This window comes from Microbispora sp. CSR-4 (assembly GCF_008033685.1).
GTDB lineage: Bacteria > Actinomycetota > Actinomycetes > Streptosporangiales > Streptosporangiaceae > Microbispora.
In genome coordinates, this window is record NZ_VJVX01000086.1 from 1 (window position 1) to 18752 (window position 18752).

Annotated in this window: 18 protein-coding genes; 9 read left to right on the forward strand and 9 right to left on the reverse strand. The window is 72.2% G+C overall.

Annotation, left to right across the window (positions count from 1 at the left end):
* Positions 1 to 23 precede the first annotated feature (23 nt).
* From FLV34_RS36820 to FLV34_RS36830, 3 genes are all read right to left on the reverse strand, one after another.
* Complete coding sequence (locus tag FLV34_RS36820) at positions 24 to 251, reverse strand: hypothetical protein (protein ID WP_147945327.1); 228 nt, start codon at positions 249 to 251, stop codon at positions 24 to 26.
* Between the two features lie 1481 nt (positions 252 to 1732).
* Positions 1733 to 2434 carry an HAD family hydrolase gene (locus tag FLV34_RS36825; RefSeq protein WP_147945328.1) on the reverse strand — a complete coding sequence of 234 codons (702 nt, stop codon included), beginning with the start codon at positions 2432 to 2434 and terminating at the stop codon, positions 1733 to 1735.
* 22 nt (positions 2435 to 2456) lie between these two features.
* Positions 2457 to 2909, reverse strand: coding sequence for a helix-turn-helix domain-containing protein (locus tag FLV34_RS36830; protein WP_222709765.1), 453 nt, complete (start codon positions 2907 to 2909; stop codon positions 2457 to 2459).
* Between the two features lie 115 nt (positions 2910 to 3024).
* Here FLV34_RS36830 and FLV34_RS36835 point away from each other — a divergent pair, with 115 nt between their 5' ends.
* A complete protein-coding gene (locus FLV34_RS36835) occupies positions 3025 to 3732 on the forward strand; it encodes an SDR family oxidoreductase (RefSeq protein ID WP_147945329.1) in 708 nt (235 codons plus the stop codon).
* A gap of 45 nt (positions 3733 to 3777) precedes the next feature.
* Positions 3778 to 3987 (forward strand): DUF6203 family protein, encoded by a 210-nt coding sequence (locus FLV34_RS36840; protein WP_142645801.1) that lies wholly within the window; start codon positions 3778 to 3780, stop codon positions 3985 to 3987.
* 1 nt (position 3988) lies between these two features.
* Here the strand turns inward: FLV34_RS36840 and FLV34_RS36845 are convergent, their stop codons facing one another.
* Positions 3989 to 4999 carry a GlxA family transcriptional regulator gene (locus tag FLV34_RS36845; RefSeq protein WP_147945330.1) on the reverse strand — a complete coding sequence of 337 codons (1011 nt, stop codon included), beginning with the start codon at positions 4997 to 4999 and terminating at the stop codon, positions 3989 to 3991.
* Between the two features lie 71 nt (positions 5000 to 5070).
* On the opposite strand from FLV34_RS36845, the gene FLV34_RS36850 reads away from it, so the two are divergent.
* The 3 genes from FLV34_RS36850 (at position 5071) to FLV34_RS36860 (ending at position 8127) form a co-directional block, all read left to right on the forward strand.
* Entirely contained in the window at positions 5071 to 6345 is a 1275-nt protein-coding gene (locus FLV34_RS36850; protein WP_142645799.1) for an MFS transporter, read from the forward strand.
* Positions 6342 to 7028 (forward strand): peptidyl-tRNA hydrolase, encoded by a 687-nt coding sequence (locus FLV34_RS36855; RefSeq protein WP_221889868.1) that lies wholly within the window; start codon positions 6342 to 6344, stop codon positions 7026 to 7028. The genes FLV34_RS36850 and FLV34_RS36855 overlap by 4 nt, the downstream gene beginning before the upstream one ends.
* Before the next feature lie 136 nt (positions 7029 to 7164).
* On the forward strand, positions 7165 to 8127 hold the full coding sequence (locus tag FLV34_RS36860) for a hypothetical protein (protein ID WP_147945331.1): 963 nt from the start codon (positions 7165 to 7167) through the stop codon (positions 8125 to 8127).
* Positions 8128 to 8202: 75 nt separating this feature from the next.
* On the opposite strand, the gene FLV34_RS36865 is transcribed toward FLV34_RS36860, so the two are convergent.
* Complete coding sequence (locus FLV34_RS36865; RefSeq protein WP_142645796.1) at positions 8203 to 10068, reverse strand: potassium transporter TrkA; 1866 nt, start codon at positions 10066 to 10068, stop codon at positions 8203 to 8205.
* Between the two features lie 62 nt (positions 10069 to 10130).
* Here FLV34_RS36865 and FLV34_RS36870 point away from each other — a divergent pair, with 62 nt between their 5' ends.
* Positions 10131 to 10718 (forward strand): nucleoside triphosphate pyrophosphatase, encoded by a 588-nt coding sequence (locus FLV34_RS36870; protein WP_147945332.1) that lies wholly within the window; start codon positions 10131 to 10133, stop codon positions 10716 to 10718.
* 10 nt (positions 10719 to 10728) lie between these two features.
* Positions 10729 to 11532 (forward strand): EI24 domain-containing protein, encoded by an 804-nt coding sequence (locus FLV34_RS36875; protein ID WP_142645794.1) that lies wholly within the window; start codon positions 10729 to 10731, stop codon positions 11530 to 11532.
* On the opposite strand, the gene FLV34_RS36880 is transcribed toward FLV34_RS36875, so the two are convergent.
* Entirely contained in the window at positions 11505 to 13097 is a 1593-nt protein-coding gene (locus FLV34_RS36880) for an ABC-F family ATP-binding cassette domain-containing protein (RefSeq protein ID WP_147945333.1), read from the reverse strand. The genes FLV34_RS36875 and FLV34_RS36880 overlap by 28 nt on opposite strands.
* 219 nt (positions 13098 to 13316) lie before the next feature.
* On the opposite strand from FLV34_RS36880, the gene FLV34_RS36885 reads away from it, so the two are divergent.
* Complete coding sequence (locus FLV34_RS36885) at positions 13317 to 14453, forward strand: DUF4192 domain-containing protein (protein WP_147945334.1); 1137 nt, start codon at positions 13317 to 13319, stop codon at positions 14451 to 14453.
* On the opposite strand, the gene FLV34_RS36890 is transcribed toward FLV34_RS36885, so the two are convergent.
* Positions 14432 to 14782, reverse strand: coding sequence for a hypothetical protein (locus FLV34_RS36890; protein ID WP_147945335.1), 351 nt, complete (start codon positions 14780 to 14782; stop codon positions 14432 to 14434). The two genes, FLV34_RS36885 and FLV34_RS36890, sit on opposite strands and share 22 nt — an antisense overlap.
* 200 nt (positions 14783 to 14982) lie before the next feature.
* Here FLV34_RS36890 and FLV34_RS36895 point away from each other — a divergent pair, with 200 nt between their 5' ends.
* Positions 14983 to 15528, forward strand: a complete 546-nt coding sequence (locus FLV34_RS36895) for a DUF1707 and DUF4870 domain-containing protein (protein WP_147945336.1) — start codon at positions 14983 to 14985, stop codon at positions 15526 to 15528.
* Positions 15529 to 15547: 19 nt separating this feature from the next.
* Here the strand turns inward: FLV34_RS36895 and FLV34_RS36900 are convergent, their stop codons facing one another.
* Positions 15548 to 17074 carry an ATP-dependent DNA ligase gene (locus FLV34_RS36900; RefSeq protein ID WP_147945337.1) on the reverse strand — a complete coding sequence of 509 codons (1527 nt, stop codon included), beginning with the start codon at positions 17072 to 17074 and terminating at the stop codon, positions 15548 to 15550.
* 48 nt (positions 17075 to 17122) lie between these two features.
* Positions 17123 to 18649 carry a glycosyltransferase family 39 protein gene (locus FLV34_RS36905; RefSeq protein ID WP_142645788.1) on the reverse strand — a complete coding sequence of 509 codons (1527 nt, stop codon included), beginning with the start codon at positions 18647 to 18649 and terminating at the stop codon, positions 17123 to 17125.
* Between the last annotated feature and the right edge of the window lie 103 nt (positions 18650 to 18752).

The window sequence follows — 18752 nt, forward strand, 5'->3', positions numbered from 1 at the left end:
GTCCACATCGTCGGGAAGCGGGGTCAGCGCCAGCTCTTGGGCCACCTCACGAACCGACCCCACCACCACCCACGACGACCGCACACCACCCCGACCACGACCACGACCACGATCACGGCCACGATCACGACCGCCCACACCCTCGGAAGCACCCCCACCCGCACCCGCACCAGCACTCGGGCCGGCCGCGCCAGTGCCGTTCGCGCCGGTGCCGTTTGTGCCAGCAGCGTCCGCGCCGTCGGCAGCCCCACGCGTGGCACCTGAGCCAGCGCCATTCGCGCCAGCGGCATTCGCACCGGCGAATGCCGCACTGTCGGGAGTGTCGGGAGCCTCACGGGCGGCACCAGAGCCAGCGCCATTTGCGCCAGCGGCAGCCGCACTATCACAAGCCCCACGGGCGTCATCGGCGTCAGATCCCGCGCTGTCGGCAGCTCCACGCGCGGCATCTGCTCCGGGACCGTTCGTGCCAGCGGCATTCGCACCGATGGCAGCCCCACGCTTGGCATTCGCGCCGTCGCTATCTGCGCTGTCGGTATGCGTGCCGGGGACGTCCGCGCCCGGGTCGTCCGCGCTATCGACAACGGGTGCGTCGGCGCGCTGCCGGGGCCCGAAGTTGATGATCGGGAAGGGCTCGCGGGCGGACGAGCCATCGGACGACCACAGCGGCGAATTGGCGATCAGACGGTCCCACCAACCGTCGTCAGGGCCATTCGAATGACGAAGGTGCTCAGGATCGATGTCGAACAGATCCATCACACCTCCATCAAGAGATTCGAAAGCTTGTATTAATTTTCTCGTCTCTCTGGGGCTTGTGCAAGATCAACAAAGAATCTCTTGGGATCACAGATTGAGGGGACCGCCCTGGTCAAGGGGTGTTCGCCGTGGCCGGGCAGGCCAGCCAGATGCTGTGGCTGGACAAGCCCTGCCAGCGGCAGTGAAGGCGCCGCCGCTCAGGGTGCGGCAGGCGCTACCCAGCAAACGTCGAAAGCCCAGAAAACGGCGCCGACGCCGCTCAGAAAGCATCGAGAGCCTGGAAAACAGTGCCGACGCCGCCCGGAAAGTGGGGACGACACTGCCCGGAAAGCGCTGAAAGCCCGGAAAACTGCGGCGGCACTGCTCAGCCGGTGGGGACGGCGCTGCTCAGAGAACGGGGACGGCGCTGCCCGGAAACGCCGAAGGCTCGTAACAGCGGAGGCCCAGGACCACGAAGGCCCAGGACGACGGAGGCACAGGACGACGAAGGCACAGCAAACGGCGACTGGGCTGCTCGGAAGGTGGCGAGGGGCCCAGAAGGCAGGCGTGCTCAGAAGGCGGTGACGGCGTGTTCGACGGCACGCAGGACGCGGCCGCGTTGGACGGTGCGATTAGCGATCACCTCTTGTACGGGATCACCTGCGTGGATCCTGTCGGTGCCGGCGACGTACGCGGAGCGGGAACCGAGGCGTGGCGGCGCGGTGCACGGTGCAGCAACGGGCGGCGGCGTGGCGGGCGCACTCGCGGGCAAGCATCGGACGCGCCTGCGGGCTGGCCGGACGCGCCTGCGAACCGGCGGGATGCGAGCCGGTCGGATGCGGGCCGGCCGGATGGGGACCGGCGGGATGCGGGCCGGTCGGATGCGGGCCGGCCGGATGCGGGTTGGGCCGGATGCGGACCGCCGGCTGGGGCTGGCTTGTGTCATCGTGCGAAATCTGTGCCAGGGCCAAGGCTTCAGGATCCGCCGGCCCACCCATCATCACTGGCCCGTGAGGCGCAGGACGAGCTCGCGCAAATCCGCGACCACCATGGGTGGCGCTTCGTCATGGGGCCATTCGCGGCCGTCGCGATTGATCCAGGCGGTGTCCAATCCGGCCCTTCGACCGGCGATGACGTCCTCGACGGGGTCGTCGCCCACGTGGAGGACATCGCACGCATCGAGCCGCAGCCGATCCACCGTGAAGCGGTAGATCTCGGGATCCGGCTTGTGCAATCCGCACTCGGCGGCGACCACCACCGTTTCGAAGAGACCGTCCAGTCCCACACGGTGAGGGTGGGTGTTCCCGTTGGTGACGAGGGCGAGGCGATAGCGCGATCGCAGAGCCGCCAGGCTGCCCGGCACGTCGTCATAGGCACGCAGCCGCGCCCACCGGGCTCGCATGTAAACGCCGTGGACGTCGCGGGCAAGCTTCGGATCGGCGTGCCCGCAGTGCGTCAGGGCCGTCTCGAAGGACGCCAGCCGGATCTTCTCCATGCTCTGACCACGGTAGGCGTCGAGGCGGGCGACCGAATCGCGTACCTCGCGCAGCCATCGCGCGGTCACCGGCCCGTCCGGCCTGCCGACTCCCGACGCGCGGAGCAGGCGGGCGGCGTCCTCAAGCGCGAGGCTCATCGCGCTCTCGAAGTTCCACAGCGTGCCGTCGCCGTCGAAGGTCAGAGCCCGATAGCCGCCGCCGGACATGCCCGCTCCCTCGTACGGCCGGTCAGGTGCGGGTGCGTACGAAGGCGACCGCGTCCAGCGGGACGGCGCGGCCCTCGGGGTCGGTGAACGACACGTCCAGCCGGGCCCCGGTCCGCCGATCGAGGCGTTTCACCGTCGGCCCGGAGAGGCGGGGCGCGGGGCGGGCCCCCCCCCGCTGCAGCGCTCCGAGGATCAGGATCGCGTCGCGGCCCGCGTCGGTCAGGTGGTACTCGTACCGGGTCCGGGCCCCGGTGTCGCGGTAGGGCCGCTTCTCGACCACGCCCGCGGCGGCGAGCGTCGTCAGCCGGGTGGTCAGCAGATTCGTGGCGATCCCCAGGCGCTGCTGGATGTCCGCGAAGCGGACGACCCCCGAGTGCAGCTCCCGCAGGATCAGCGGCGTCCACCGCTCTCCGAGGAGGGTCACCGCCCGTTCGATGGAGCACGTCATCGAGTCGGGCAGTTCCGTGGTCGTCATCACACGCCTCAATCGCTCATCGCCTGTGGGTTCCAGGCTAGCTCAGACGCTGACTTGAAAATCTAAAGTCAGCCTTCTAGCGTGTACGCGAAGTCGTCGAGAGATGGAGACTGCAATGAAGATCGAGGGATCGGTCGCGCTGGTCACGGGCGCGAACCGCGGGCTGGGACGCCGCTTCGCGGCCGCGCTGGTGGAGCGCGGCGCCGCCAAGGTGTACGCGGCGGCGCGCAGGCCGGAGACGATCGACCTGCCGGGCGTGGTGCCGCTCGCCCTGGACATCACCGACCGCGCATCGGTCAAGGCCGCCGCCGAGCATGCCCCCGACGTGGATCTTCTGATCAACAACGCCGGAGTCTCCACGAACTCGTCGGCCCTCGCCGGTGCGCTCGACGACATTCGCCTGGAGATGGAGACGCACTACTTCGGCACGCTCGGCATGGCCCGTGAGTTCGCCCCGATCCTGGGCCGCAACGGGGGCGGCGCGATCCTCAACGTGCTGTCGGTGCTGTCGTGGGTCGCCGTATCCCCGCGGGTGGCCGGCTACTCCGCGGCCAAGGCGGCCGCGCTGCAGCTCACCAACAGTCTCCGCATCGAACTGAAGGAGCAGGGCACGCTCGTCACGGCGCTGCACGTCGGATACATGGACACCGACATGGCCGCCCACGTCGACGGCCCGAAGGTCGACCCGGCGGAGGTCGCCGCCCAGGCCCTGGACGCGATCGAGCAGGGCAGCTTCGAGGTGCTCGCCGACGACGTGAGCCGCCGCGTGCGGTCGCTGCTGTCGGGCGACGTGGCCGGACTCTATCCGCAGCTGGCGTCCTGAACCGCGGGCACATGATCACACCCGTGCCGGGTAGGGGCGGGTGTCATGAAGAGGATCCTGCAGCTCGTCGTCACCCGCTGGCTGGCGCGTACGCCGATCGGGATGGTCGTGCTCGGCCTCGGCTGGCTGTTCCTGCGTAAGCGGCGGGCCCGCAAGCAGCAGCAGCACGCGGACTCCCCGGTGCTTCGCGAGCCTCCACGCCGCTCGGGCGGCCGGTACGCCCGGCGCGGCCCCGCCGTGGGCGACCGCCGGTGAGTCAGCCGAGCGCGGCGGGCGTACGGAACGTCTGGCGATAGGCCAGGGGGGAGACCCCGACGGCGGCGTGGAGGTGCTGGCGGAGCGAGACCGCGCTGCCGAAGCCGGCCTTCCTGGCGACCACGTCGACCGGAAGGTCGGTGGTCTCCAGCAGGTGCCGGGCATGGGCGATCCGCTGCCCGGCGAGCCACCTGGCCGGGCTGAGCCCGGTCTCCTCCCGGAACCTGCGGGTGAACGTCCGCACGCTCATGCGGGCGTGCGCGGCGAGGGCGGCCAGGTTGACCGGCTCCTCCAGGTTTTCGAGCATCCACGCCCGGGTGGGCGCGGTGGTGGTCCCGACGGGATCGGGGAGCGGGCGCTCGATGTACTGGGCCTGCCCGCCCTCCCGGAACGGCGGCGTGACGCACCGGCGCGCGGTGCGGTTGGCCACCTCGCTGCCGTGGTCGCGCCGGATGACGTGCAGGCACAGGTCGATGCCCGCCGCCACGCCGGCCGAGGTGAGCACGTCGCCGTCGTCGATGAACAGCACGTCGGGGTCGAGCAGCACGCGGGGGAACAGCATGCTGAACTCCGCGGCGTTGCGCCAGTGGGTGGTCGCCGGACGCCCGTCGAGCAGTCCGGCGGCGGCCAGCACGAAGGCGCCGGTGCAGATCGAGATGAGCCGGGCGCGTCCCGCGACATTCCGCAGCGCTGCGCGCACCTCCTGGTCGAGCGTGCCGTCCTCCAGTGGGGGACCGCTGTGGATGCCCGGCACCACCACCGTGTCGGCGGTCGCGAGCACGCTCAGGTCGTGGTCGGGGACGACGCTGTAGCCCGCCTGGCTCCGCACCGGGCGTCCGCCCGGGCTGCAGGTGACCACCTCGTAGAGCGGGCCGGGGTCACGGCCGGAGTCGCAGGCGGCCCAGAACACCTGCCCGGGGACGCCCAGGTCGAGCGTGGCGAAGTCGTCCAAGGCCAGTACGGCGACGCGGTGCACGCTTGGGGGCACGGTTGGGGGCACGGTTGAGGGCATGGCCTGATTCTTTCACATGTTGACCTCCCGGCCACTATCTGCGAAAGCGGCACGACGGGAGGATGCTCGGCATGAAGTCGCTGCATCGTGCATGGATCGTCGCCGCCGTCGCCTTCGTCGCGATCATCGGGGCGGCCGGGTTCCGCGCCACGCCGGGTGTGCTGATCACGCCGCTGGAGGACGCGTTCGGCTGGTCGAGAGGCACGATCTCGCTCGCGGTCTCGGTGAACCTCATGCTGTACGGCCTGTGCGCGCCGTTCGCGGCGGCGCTCATGGACCGCTTCGGCATGCGCCGCGTCGTCGCCTGCGCCCTGCTGCTGGTGGCGGCGGGCAGCGGCCTGACCGTGTTCATGACCGCGAGCTGGCAGCTCGTCGCGCTGTGGGGCGTCCTGGTCGGGCTCGGCACCGGCTCGATGGCGCTCGTCTTCGCCGCCACGCTGACCGACCGCTGGTTCGTACGGCACCGCGGCCTGGTCACCGGCGTGCTGACGGCCGGCGGCGCGACCGGGCAGCTGATCTTCCTGCCGGTGCTCGCGCATTTGACGGAGATGCAGGGGTGGCGGTGGGCCTCGCTCACCGTGGCCGCTGCCGCGCTCGCCGTCGTGCCGCTCGTGTGGTTCCTGCTCAGGGACACCCCCGAGGAGATCGGCCTGACCGCGCTGGGCGCGACCGAGCCGGTCGTGCGCACCCCTGCAGTGCGTACGCCGGACGGGGGCGCCGCCGCGCGGGCCGTCCGCGTGCTGCGGGACGCCGCCCGCACCCGGCACTTCTGGTATCTCGCCATCGGCTTCGCGATCTGCGGGGCGAGCACGAACGGCCTGGTGGGCACCCACTTCATCCCGGCCGCCCATGACCACGGCATGCCGGAGACCACCGCGGCCTCGCTGCTCGCCGTGATCGGGGTCTTCGACATTGCCGGCACAGTCTTCTCCGGCTGGCTGAGCGACCGGGTGGACCCGCGGCTCCTGCTCGCCGTCTACTACGCGCTGCGCGGGCTGTCGCTGCTGATCCTGCCGCGGCTGTTCGCCGCCACGGCCGAGCCGAGCATGCTGGTCTTCATCGTCTTCTACGGCCTCGACTGGGTGGCCACCGTGCCGCCGACCGTCGCGCTGTGCCGGAAGATCTTCGGCGCGGACGGTGCGGTGGTCTTCGGCTGGGTCTTCGCCTCCCACCAGATCGGCGCGGCCGTCGTCGCCACCGCGGCCGGGGTCACCCGCGACCATCTGGGGAACTACGACCTGGCGTGGTACGGCGCGGGCGTGCTGTGCCTGCTCGCCGCGCTCATGTCGTCCCGTATCGTCACGCGTGTCCGGGATGGCCGCGAAGCTGCGATCCTTGTCGGGTGACCGAACGCGTTCTTCCTCTGGTCGTACGCATCGAACGGGCCGCGCCGCCGCAGCGCACCGACGCGCTGGAGGCGGCGGCGACGGCCGTGGTGTGCCTGCTGGACCGTGCAGAGAACCCCGCGGATACCCCCGCCGCGGACGGAGACGGGTGGTCCGACGTGGTCGCCGAGTGGCAGGACGGGCGGATCAGGAAGGTGGTCAGGCGGGCCCGCGGCGCCGAGTGGCGGCGGGCGCTCGCCCTGCCCGGCATCACCGTCGCCGTGCGCACGGCCGAGGTGCGGGTGCATCCTCCCGTGCCGCTCGACGACTGGCCGCGCGACCTCGCCCGCCTCCAGGTGTCGGGCACCGAGCTGACCGACGACGCCGTCCCGCCTGAGCCGGGCCCGGGCGACGTGGTGCTCTGGATCAACCCCGGGCTCGAGATGACCGCGGGCAAGGCGATGGCCCAGGCGGGCCACGGCGCCCAGTTCGCCTGGTGGGGTGCGGGCGAGGCGGACCGGGCGGCCTGGCGCGAACGGGGCTTCGCCGTACGGGTCAGGACGGCCGGCCCGGCCCGGTGGGACGCGCTGGCCGCGAGCGGGCTGCCGGTGGTCAGAGACGCCGGGTTCACCGAGATCGCGCCGGGCTCCGCGACGGTCGTGGCGGACGCTCCGTGGCTGCGGGTCGGCGTTCCCGAAGTGTGATGGGGAACGCGCCCGAAATATCGGGATATGCCGTACGCTCCCGTTCGTGTCACCTGGGGACTATGGGACGAAGGCCGTTCCCTCTTATATAGCGGCCGAGGCCGAGACCACTCCACTACCGAAGATCACGGTCCCTGTGGCTGCGCCACCGGCGAGCTCGTCCAAGGGGCTCGGAGACCTGCCGATGCGGGTGGTCTACCGGGCGATCGCGATCGCCGCGGGAGTCGTCGTCCTGGGCGCGGGCGCGACCGTCGTGCTGCTGAACCGGGACGACTCGGCGACCGCCGCCCCGCGGGACTCCGCAGCCGCCGCCCCCTTGGTCATCTCGGACTCGTCCGCGTCGAGCGCCGGTGTGGCACCGGCCGCGGGCGCGGTGGCCACGCCCGGTCTCAGTCCGCTGTCGAGCCCGCTGTCGAACGCCGAGGCGAGCACGACGCCCGGTGCGGACAGCACGGACGGCGCTGACGGTGGGGACAGCGCTGACGGTGAGGACAGCGCTGACGGTGGCGACGGTGTGGACACGGCCGATGCCGATGTCGCACTGGCGGCGGCCCTCAAGGACCCCCGAGTCCCCGCGCTGCCGAAGAAGACCCACCGGCTCCGCAGCCTGCCCGGCCGGTCGGCCTCCACCCACGGGCTGATCAAGGACCGGCGGTCCGGCGTCGCCCTGCCCCGCTTCGCCACGTCATGGGCGCTGGCCAAGCCCGCGCCGTTCGCCTCCCGCCAGTTGCTGCCCAAGGTCAAGGGCGCGTCGTACCGCGGGATGCTGGTCTCCTGCCCGGTGCCGATCCCCGAGCAGAAGTCGCTGCGCGACACCGCCTTCCTGGCCGCCCGGTGGACGCTGAACCACCACCCGTCGGGCTCCACGATCACCTGGACGGCCTCCCAGCCCATCAAGGCGGGCGAGCAGAAGGGCTGGCTGCTCGGCTACACCGTGCACTACACGCTCAAGGGCAAGAAGCGGGTCTCCGCCGCGGCGCTGGCCCTCGTGGACGTGCCGGAGAAGAAGCCCGCCGTCGTGTTCGTCACGATCCCCGACAGCCAGAAGAAGCGCTGGCACGACATCAACAAGGTGATGTCGTCCGTCAAGGTGCTCTGACCCGGCGCGCGGACCGGACACGGCCGAGCCCGGCTCCCCGTCCGGGAGCCGGGCTCGGCGATGACTGGTTTTCGACTAGTTCTCGGCGAGGACGATCACGGAGTCGCCCGCCGTGAAGGTCACCGGCCGGGACCGGCCCGGGTTGAGCACGACGCCGTAGTGGGGCGGCTCCCCGGACTTCGCCGCCAGGCGGTAACCGATCGCGGTCTCACCGCGCCGCAGGGCCGACTCCACGATCGTACGGAAGGCGACGGGCTCGCCGGTCGTCACGTAGTTCTCCACGGGCCGGGGATAGACCTCCGAGCCCGCGGAGTCGAAGAGATGGCCGAAGACCTCGGCAAGGTGGGGGTTCTCGGCGAGCTGCGCGAGCAGCAGGCCGATGACGGTGTCGCTGATGACGATGTCGTCGGCCTCGGTGACCTCGGCGAGCGCCCGGTTGTTCTCGTCGTGCATCTCGCTCACGATCGAGTATTTCTCCCCGAGGGTCGCCTGCATGTCGCGTAACTGCAGCAGCGTCATCAGCGTGCGGGTGTCGGCGTGGTGCGGGTCGATCCGGTCGTCGGAGAGCACGATGACGTGCTGGTAGACGCCGACGCCGAGGGACTCCAGGGCGTACCTGTCGGTGGCGTCGCACTCCTTGACGTTCACCGTCAGGTTGCGCAGGCCCTCCAGGCCGGTGCCGGCAGCGGGGTGGTCGCCGGCGACGTCGAGCATCGATCCGGGGGTCACATAGCCGTCGAGGTAGTGGATGATCTTCGCGGCCCGGCCGTTCCAGCCGAGCATCAGGGTCCGCTCGGGTGCCGGTGCCGGGGTCTTCGCGGGGACGATGTGTTCTTCGTCCGCGGGAGCCGTTCCGTTCGCCAGGCGGATGAGCGAGTCGTCCTGGGCGATCACGACGATCTCGTCGGACGTCCCGATCGCGGTGTCGGCCGGCGGGTTGAGCATCACACCGCCGGGCGTGCGCAGGCCGAGGACGGTCGCGGTCGCGTACGCGTCGAGGGCCTGGCCGTACGACCTGCCGGCGAGGGACGGATCGCGGCGCAGGTAGATCTCACCGCCGTCGAAGTTCAGCAGGTCCATGCAGACGACGGACACGCCGGACTGCCGGGACGACTGCACGATCAGCCGTGCGGCGATGTCGTCGCTGTCGACCAGGTGGACGCCGGGCCCTCCGGCCAGGCGGGCGGCGGCCATGTTGCGCGAGGAGGAGATGGCGGCGACCACCGGAGGATGCGCGCCCGCCCGCTTGGCCAGGGCGAGCAGGGTCTTGATCACGTGCGCGTCCGGGTCCTCCTTGTCGGGGGACAGCACGACGATCGTCCGCGCGGTGTTCAGGCTCAGCAGGTCGAGGTCGGTCGGCTCGGTGGGGCGGCCGGTGCGGCACACCACACGCGTCCTGCCCGTGTCGCCCACCCGGGCCCTGATGGCGTCCTCCATGGCCGGCTTGTCCCGGTCGGCCAGGATCGCGATGACCGAGCCGTGCTGGCTGGCGTGCGCCTTCGCGAGCTCGGAGACGATCGTGTAGAGCTGCTCGGACCAGCCGAGGATGACCGTGTGGCCTCTCTCGATGACGCGGGAGCGGCCCTTGCGCAGCTCCTCGATCTTGCCGCGCAGGCCGGCGGACAGCACGCCCACGAGGATGCTGACGATGAAGATGCCGCCGAGGGACGCCCCCAGCATGATCGCGAGGAAGGGCGCTGTGCCGGTGTCTCCGGCGATCTTGCCCGGGCTGAGGGCGTGCATGAGCGACAGCCACAGCACCCCGGGCCAGCCGTGGTGCTGGAGCGCCTCGTCGGGGGTGAGCCACATCGTCAGCGTGCTGGCGATCACGATGAGCACCAGCGAGACCAGGGCCAGCCAGCCGATGAGGGCGGCCGTGCCCCTGGCCATGGTGTTGTCGAACCAGTAACGCGCACGCTCTTTGATCGTGGCCTTCGACACCGGCATCCCCCGCTAGTGATCAGTAAACGTCAGACATAGTAGAAGCGACTAGGCTGAAAGGTGTGACTGAACTGGTCCTCGCTTCGGCCTCGCCCGCCCGCCTCGGAGTGCTGCGGGCGGCCGGGCTCGATCCCAAGGTCGTCGTCAGTGGTGTCGACGAGGACGCGATCACGGCAGGCACCCCCGAGGAGCTGTGTCTCGAACTGGCCGTGGCCAAGGCGGACGCCGTCTCCCGGACACTCACCGGCGGCCTCGTGATCGGCTGCGACTCGGTGCTCGAACTCGACGGCGTCGCGTACGGCAAGCCGGGGACGCAGGAGGAGGCGGTGCGCCGCTGGCGGATGATGCGGGGCAGGACGGGCCGGCTGCTGACCGGGCACTGCGTGGTGGACGTCGCCGGGGGCCGGAGGGGGTCGGAGGCGGCGGCGACCGTCGTGCGGTTCGGCACGCCGTCCGAGGAGGAGATCGAGGCGTACGTCGCCAGCGGCGAGCCGCTGCGCGTGGCGGGTGCGTTCACGCTCGACGGCCTGGGCGGCTGGTTCGTGGAGGGCATCGAGGGCGACCACGGCAACGTGCTCGGCATCTCGCTTCCCCTGCTTCGCCGCCTTTTCGCCGCTTTGGGCGTGCCGGTGACGACCTTGTGGCGCTAGCCTGCCCGCCATGAGTGGCATCGGGCGGCCCGCCGTACGGCGTGGCGTCGGCGGTTTCGCCGAGGGAGTCGGTTTCTGCCTGCGTGGTCTCGCCTGGATCGCCCGGCATCCCCGCTGGTGGCTGTTCGGGCTGATCCCGGCGCTGATCGCGCTCGTGCTGTACGCCCTGGCGCTGGTCTGGCTGGGCACGCACGCCACCGACGTGGCGGCCTGGGCGACGCCGTTCGCGGACGACTGGGGCTGGCGCGACACGTTCCGCGCGCTGGTCGGCTTGGTGATCTTCGTGGCGGGTCTCGCGCTCGCCGTGCTGACGTTCACCGCCGTCACGCTGGTGATCGGCGACCCCTTCTACGAGAAGCTCTCGGAGCAGGTCGAGGAGGACCTGGGCGGGCTCCCCGACGGGGGCGACCTGCCGTTCTGGGCGTCCCTGTTCCGGTCGATCCGCGACGGCATCGTCACGCTCTGGTGGGTCCTGCTGTTCTCCGTTCCGCTGTTCGTGCTCGGCTTCGTGCCTGTCGTCGGGCAGACCGTGGTGCCCGTCGTGGGGGCGTTCGTCTCCGGGTTCTTCCTCACGGTCGAACTGACCGCCCTGGCGATGGAACGCCGGGGTCTGCGGCGCAAGGAGCGTTTCGCCCTGCTCCGGTCGAACATGTCGGCCTCGCTGGGCTTCGGCGTGCCGCTCTTCGTGGCGTTCATGGTGCCGCTCGTCATCGTGGTCGTGATGCCCGGCGCGGTCGCCGGCGCCGCCATGCTCGTCCGCGTGCGGCTGGCGCCGGCGACCGAGGGTCAGGCCAGGGACACCAGGCCGGCGTAATCGGAGTTCCACATGTCCTCGACCCCGTCCGGCAGCAGCAGGACGCGGTCGGGACGCAGGGCCTCCACGGCCTTGTCGGCGTGCGTGACCATCACGACGGCGCCCTGGTAGGAGGCGACCGCCGCCAGCACCTCGTCCCGTGACGCCGGGTCGAGGTTGTTGGTGGGCTCGTCGAGCAGCAGCACGTTGGCCTGCGAGCTCACGAGAGTGGCGAGCGCCAGCCGGGTCTTCTCGCCGCCCGACAGCACGCCCGCGGGCTTGCCCGCGTCGTCGCCGCCGAACAGGAACGAGCCGAGGATCCGCCGCACCTCGCCGTCGCCCAGGTGCGGCGCGGCGGCGGCGAGGTTCTCGGCGACCGTGCGCGCCGGGTCGAGCGTGTCGTGCTCCTGCGCGAAGTAGCCCAGCCGCAGACCGGGACCGTGCACCACGCGGCCCGAGTCGGGGTGTTCCCGCCCGGCCAGGATCCGCAGCAGTGTGGTCTTGCCCGCGCCGTTGAGGCCGAGCACGACGAGCCGGCCGCCCCGGTCCACGGCCAGGTCCACGCCGGTCAGCACCCGCAGGTCGCCGTACGCCTTGGTCAGGCTGATCGCGCCGAGCGGGGTGCGGCCGCAGGGGGCGGGCTCGGGCAGCCGGATGCGGGCGACCTTCTCGGCACGGCGGGCCGGCTCCACCGCCGCCAGCATGCGGTCGGCCCGGCGCGCCATCTCCCTGGCCCGTACGGCGGTCGCCTTGCCGGCGCGCATCCGGTCGGCCTGGGCGTGCAGCGCGGCGGCCTTGCGTTCGGCGACGGCCCGCTGCCGGGCGCGCCCGCGTTCGGCGGCGTCGCGGTCGGCCAGATAGGCGCGCCAGCCGGTGTTGTGCACCTCCAGCGCGGCCCGGTCGGCGTCGAGGCGCCAGATCCTGTTCACCGTGTCGCCGAGCAGCGCGGTGTCGTGGCTGATCAGGACCAGCCCGCCGGTGCGGCTCGCGAGGAACGACCGCAGCCAGGCCACGGAGTCGGTGTCGAGGTGGTTGGTGGGCTCGTCGAGCAGCAGCGTGCCCTGCCCGCCGAACAGGATGCGGGCGAGCTCGACCCGGCGGCGCTGCCCGCCCGACAGGGTGCCGACCGGCTGGGTCATGACCCGGTCGGGCAGGCCGAGCCCGGCGGCGATGCGGGCGGCCTCGGCCTGCGCGGCGTATCCGCCGCGGGCCTCGAACTCCGCCTCGGCCCGGACGTACCGCCGCATCGCCCGTTCCTGCCCGGCGGGATCGCTCATGGCGGCCTCGGCGGCGCGCAGCGCCCGCTCGGCCTCGTCGAGGCCGCGGGCCGACAGGATGCGGGCGGCGACGGACAGGGACGGATCGGCCGCCGCGGGATCCTGCGGGAGATAGCCGACCTCGCCGGTCCGGGTGATGGTGCCCGCGGCCGGCTGCAGTTCGCCGGCCAGGGTCTTCAGCAGGGTGGTCTTGCCCGCGCCGTTGCGGCCGACCAGGCCGACGCGGTCGCCGGGGGCGACGTGGGCGGTGACGTCCGACAGCAGGAGACGGGCGCCGACGCGCACGTCGACACCACGAAGGGTGATCATTGGAAGACGCTCCGGAACAGCTCAAGGACACACGGGTGGCGTGGAAGCGTGTGTCCGAGCTAAGACATCCGGGGCGTAGACATGGCGCCGAGTGTAGGCCGCGCGCTCCGTCCGGTTCCACCGGTTTTCCCTGTACCCGGTTTTCCACAGGCGGTGGGATATCCCCAGAGCGGCGTTCCGGCCGTCCGGGCGGGTGGCCGCCGGGCGAGGCTTGCGGCCATGACGATCCCGAAGCTCGTGCTCTCCTCACCGGCGGACATCCTCGCCGCCGTGCCCTACCTCGTCGGGTTCCACCCCGCCGACAGCCTCGTCGTGGCCGGTGTCGCCGGGCCGGACGTGCGGCTGACCACACGCTGGGACCTGCCGGTCGCCTCAGGGGACCTCGAACGGCTGGTCGCGCTGCTGTGCCGCGAGGCGGTGACCGCCGCCTTCGTCGTCGGGTACGGCCCGGGCGCGCTGGTGACCCCCGCCGTCGACACGGTGACCCGGCTGCTGCACGCCGGGGGCATCCGGGTGGCCGAGAGCCTCCGGGCCGAAGGCGGGCGCTACTGGTCCTACTCCTGCGGCAGCACGAGTTGCTGTCCCGCGGAGGGCACGCCGTACGACACCGAGCGCAGCCAGGTCGCCGCCGAGGCAGTGCTGCACGGGCTGGTCGCCCTGCCCGACCGGGGCAGCCTGCGGCGCTCGGTCCAGCGGTGCGGCGGAGCGGCGATGCGGCGGGTCACCGCCCGCGTCATGGCCGAGCTGCGGGCGCTGCCCGAGCCCGGGGCGCCGGACGCGGACGAACTGGCCGCGCGATTCGTCGCCGAGGGGCTGGCGCGGGTGCGCGGGGCCGTCGGCCTTTACGGCTCGGGGCGCAGGCTCGACGACGAGGGGGCCGCCCGGCTCGGGCTCGACCTCGCCGTGGTCAGGGTGCGCGACGAGGCGTGGGCGTTGATCGACGACCGTGACGCGCACGTCGCGCTGTGGCGCGACCTCACCCGACGGCTGGAGCCGGGCCACGTCGCGCCCGCGGCCTCGCTGCTGGCGGCGGCCGCCTGGCATCGGGGGGAGTGCGCGCTCGCGGGGATGGCGCTGGAGCGGGCGCTCGCCGCCGATCCCGGTTATTCGATGGCGCTCCTGCTCCGGCAGGCACTGGTGCACATGATGTCCCCCGCCATGCTCCGCGACCGCATGCCGACGCCGGAGGAGCTCGACGACGAGATGGGCACTCCCCGGGCGATCTGGCTCGCGCCGCTGCGCGCGTTGCTGGCCCAGGACCTACCCGGCCGGGCCTCCGCGTCTACACCCGCGTCGGCCCCCGCAGCGGCTCCCACATCGGCTCCGGGTGGCCGTCAGAGCGCGTCGTCTTCCTGAGCCTGCCGCCGGCGCTCGTTGTACGCGCGCATCCGGGCGGGATAACCGGTGAGCTGCACGTCGTAAACGGGAAGGGCGAGATCCCTGGCGACCTTGGCGATCACCGAGGGTGCCCCGACGCGGCGGCGCGTCCACTCCCCGTCGTGAGCCACGGCCACGGCGGTGGTGTCGGTCGCGAAGGTCTCGGGCTCGACGTAGAACTCGACTCCGCGCCGGGTCTTGGCGAACTCGATGAGGGCCTCGATGTCGGCGTCGGTCGCCTCGCGGTCGAACTTGGCCACGCGGGCGCCCCGGCGGCGCCGGAGCCCATAGCGATCTCGCCATCTCATAGTGCTTGTATACATCGCCTTGTATCACGATGGCGTTAAGCGAACGGTCTCGGGGCGATGTAGGGGATGTCCCTGATGCCGCCGGGCGCGTACGCGGCACAAGATGGAGGCAGACTCGAAGAGAGCCGAGCAGTCGATCGACGGAAGGCGATGCCGTGATACCCGCGACAGCGACACCACCGTGGCCGGGTCGCGCCCCCATGCCGCACCCGCAGCTGCGTGTCACCAACCAGGACCGCGAACAGGTGGTCGAGCACGTCAAGGCGGCCTACGCCGAGGGCAGGCTCGACAAGCACGAGATGGACGAGCGGCTGCACCTCGCGATGACGGCGCGCACCCACGCCGATCTCGTGCCCGTCATGAACGACCTGTACGGCACGCGCCCGGCGTACGTCCCCCGGCCGCCGGTCCAGCAGCCCAGTGCCGCGGCTCCGGACGGGGGAGACCGGGTCGGGGCGGCGGCCTCGCACCTGTTCGGCCTGATGGGGCTGTTCATCATCGGCCCGCTGCTGATGATGGTGACCGCGGGGCGGACGTCCCCCTACATCAGGAAGCACGCGGTGGAGTCGCTCAACTTCCACCTCACCATGCTGGGCGCGACGGTGCTGCTGCCGTTCACCGTCGTGGGCCTCGTCCTGGTGCCGGTCATCTGGGTCGTCGGGCTGGTCCTGTGCGTCGTCGGCGGGGGGTCGGCGCTCGCCGCCACCGAGTTCCGCTACCCGCTGACCATCCGGCTGATCAAGTAGCCCGGGAGGCCGCTCCCGGTCAGGGCATGAGCGCGCGGACCGCGGCCACGGTGTCGGCCTCCTCCGGGCGCTTGTCCGGCCGGTAGCGCAGCACGCGGGCGAACCGCAGCGCCATGCCGCCGGGATAACGGCTCGACCGCTGCACGCCGTCGAAGGCGATCTCCACGACCAGCGCGGGCTTGAGCGTGACGACGTAGCCGTCGGCCGGGCCGTCCGCGAGCCGCAGGAACTGCTCGGTCTGCCAGGTCAGCAGCTCGTCGGTGAGGCCCTTGAACGTCTTGCCGAGCATCACGAACCCGCCGCTCTCCGGGTCGTAGGCGCCGAGGTGCAGGTTGGACAGCCAGCCCTGGCGCCGTCCGTTGCCCCACTCGGCGGCCAGCACGACCAGGTCGAGGGTGTGCCGCGGCTTCACCTTGACCCAGCCGGCCCCGCGCCGGCCCGCGGCGTACGGCGTGCGCAGCGACTTCACCACGACGCCCTCGTGCCCCCGCCGCACGGCGTCGCCGAAGAACGCCTCGGCCTCCTCGGCGTCCGCGGTGACGAGCCGGGGAGTGATCAGCTCGGCCGGCACCGCGGCCTCCAGCGCGGCGTGCCGCTCCTCGTCCGGCAGGTCGAGCAGGTCGGCGCCGCCCACGCGCAGCGCGTCGAAGAAGAAGACGGTCAGCGGCACGGTCGCGCGCAGCGACGCCACGTCGGTCCTGCTGGCCACCCGGCCCGAGGTGACCTGGAACGGCTCGGGCCGGCCGTCCGGGCGCAGCGCGATGACCTCGCCGTCGAGCACGAGATCGGTCCCGGGCAGGCCGAGAACGGCCTCGACCAGCTCGGGGACCTGCGCGGTGATGTCGTCGAGCGTCCGGGTGAAGACGGCGACCCGGTCGCCCGACCGGTGGGCCTGGACCCGCACGCCGTCGAGCTTCCACTCGACCGCGGCGGGCACGCCGGCCTTCTCCAGGGCGGCGGTCACGCTGGGCGCGCTCTGCGCGAGCATCGGCGCCACCGCCCGTCCGACCTCCAGATGGAACGCCTTCAGCTCCGCGACGCCGCCGCGCAGCGCGGCCGCGCCGACGGCGGGCAGCGAGCCGCGCAGGGTCAGGGCCCGGCGCACCTCGGCCGCGGGCACGTTCGCGGCCATGGCGATCGCCTCGATCATCACCCCGTTGAGCGCCCCCTGGCGCAGCTCGCCCGTCAGCAGCCGGTGCAGGAACGACTGCTCCTGCCGGGTGAGGGCGCCGAACAGCTCACCGAGCAGCTCACGGCGCGCGGCCTGCGAACCGGCGCCGGACTGCGCCTTGATGCGTTCGAGCAGGGCGTCGACCTGCGTCAGGGTCGCCGTGGCGATCTGACGCGGCTCGGGGAGGTCCGACAGGCTCCGCCAGCCCACCCCGATCTGGCGCTGTGGCAGCTCACCCGACAGGTAGGCGATGGCGATCTCGGCCTCGTCCGGTCCCACCCTGCCGAGCAGCTCGGCGAGGTGCCTGATCTTGGCGAGCCGAGCCGAGTCCGCGGCGACGGCCGCGGACGTCCTGGCAAGGTCGATCAGCAACACACCGTAATCCTGCCTCACCACAGCGCCAGGTGCCCAGGCCGGGGGCGGCTAGCTGTAGTGGCGGGCGGACGGCCACAGCTCGCGCAGGGGGCGCACGGGGTCGCGGCAGACCGTGATCGGCGCGCCGTCCTCCTCGCCGGGCATCCCGGTCAGCCTGCCGCCCGGGGTGCAGCGGGCGAAGGCGGTGGCGAGCTCGCCGGGCGGCAGGCCGACGGCCACGACCACCCGCGTCCCCTCCGGCGGCGGTCCCCACCACCACAGCTCGTTGTGGCCGCTGTAGACCGCAGGCAGCCCGAACTCGCCCGCGTAGCGGCGCAGCGCGCCGGCCTCGCCGTAGTTCCCCGTGAGCAGCACCGCACCGGCGCGCTCGCCGGCGGGCAGGCCGTTCACGACCCTGGCCGTCTGCGCCGCCACGTCGCGCATGCCCACCGACTCACGGGCCACCTCGTTGATGGCCGCGACCGGCGTGCCGCCGAGCGACGCCGCCGGGATGACCGGCAGCGCGACGACCACCGCCACTACGGCGTCGACCGCCAGCGCCGCGACCAGCGTCCGTCTCCACCGCCATCCGGCCGCCGTGACGCAACCGGCCGCGAACAGGTAGAGCAGGAACCCGCCGGTGTAGTCGGGGCGGCCTCCCGAGAAGAGGAACAGCGCGCAGGCCACGGGGTAGGCGATGGCGAGCGAACGCACCCGGCGGCTGCGCCACAGCCGCAGCCACCCGGCCACGCAGATCACCGCCTGCACCGGCCCGAGCAGCACGAGCTGCAGGGGGACGAAGGCCGCCCGGTTGTCCGCGCCCTCGTCGGCACGCAGCGCGTCGGCCATCTGGAACTGCGGCCAGTCGTGCGTCACCTGGTAGATCACGTTGGGCGAGGCGATCACCAGGGCCAGGAGGGCGCCGGCCCACAGCCGCCTGTCCCGCAGCACCTCGCGCGGGCCCGCCACGAGGATGCCCAGACCGACGGTGCCCAGCAGCACCACCATCAGATCGCGGTTGTACGAAGCGATGCCGGAAAGGACGCCCGCCCAGAGCCAGTAGCGCCCGTCACCTCTGAGCAGCACCCGGAGCAGGCACAGCGTGACCGCGCTCCACAGCACGAGGTCGGGGGTGAGGGTCAGCAGCGAGTGACCGGCCAACAGCGGCAGCACGGAAGTGGCCGTCCCGGCCGCGGCGAGGATCTGGGCCGCACGGCCGCCGCCCAGCTCCCGGGTGGCCAGCGCGACGAGCACGACGAGAGCCCCGGCGCACAGGGCGGGAACGATCCGCAGCGCGACGACCGTGTCTCCGAAGACCGTCGTAGACAGGCGGGCGATCATCGGCGTCAGCGGCGGGGTGTCGAAATATCCGAGTCTGGGCCGCTCGCCCAGCATGCGGAAGTACAGCTCGTCGCGGTGGTAGCCGTACCACGGGCTCACCGCGAGCAGCACGGCCACGGTCACGGCGGCGATCGCGGGAACGGCGCGGGGTGTCCCGGTGAGCGCAGCGCCCGTGCGGACGCCCTCACCGGGGGATGCCCCCTCGGTGCCGCCCTGTGCCGGCGTGCCGCCGGTCACCCGGCCGTCCGCGGTCACGCCGGCCCTACCTTCTTGAGTGCGAGCGCGCTCCGGTTGGTGTAGAAGATCGGGGTGTGCGAACGAGGCAGGGATGGCTCTCACGCTGGCTGCCCTCGATGGC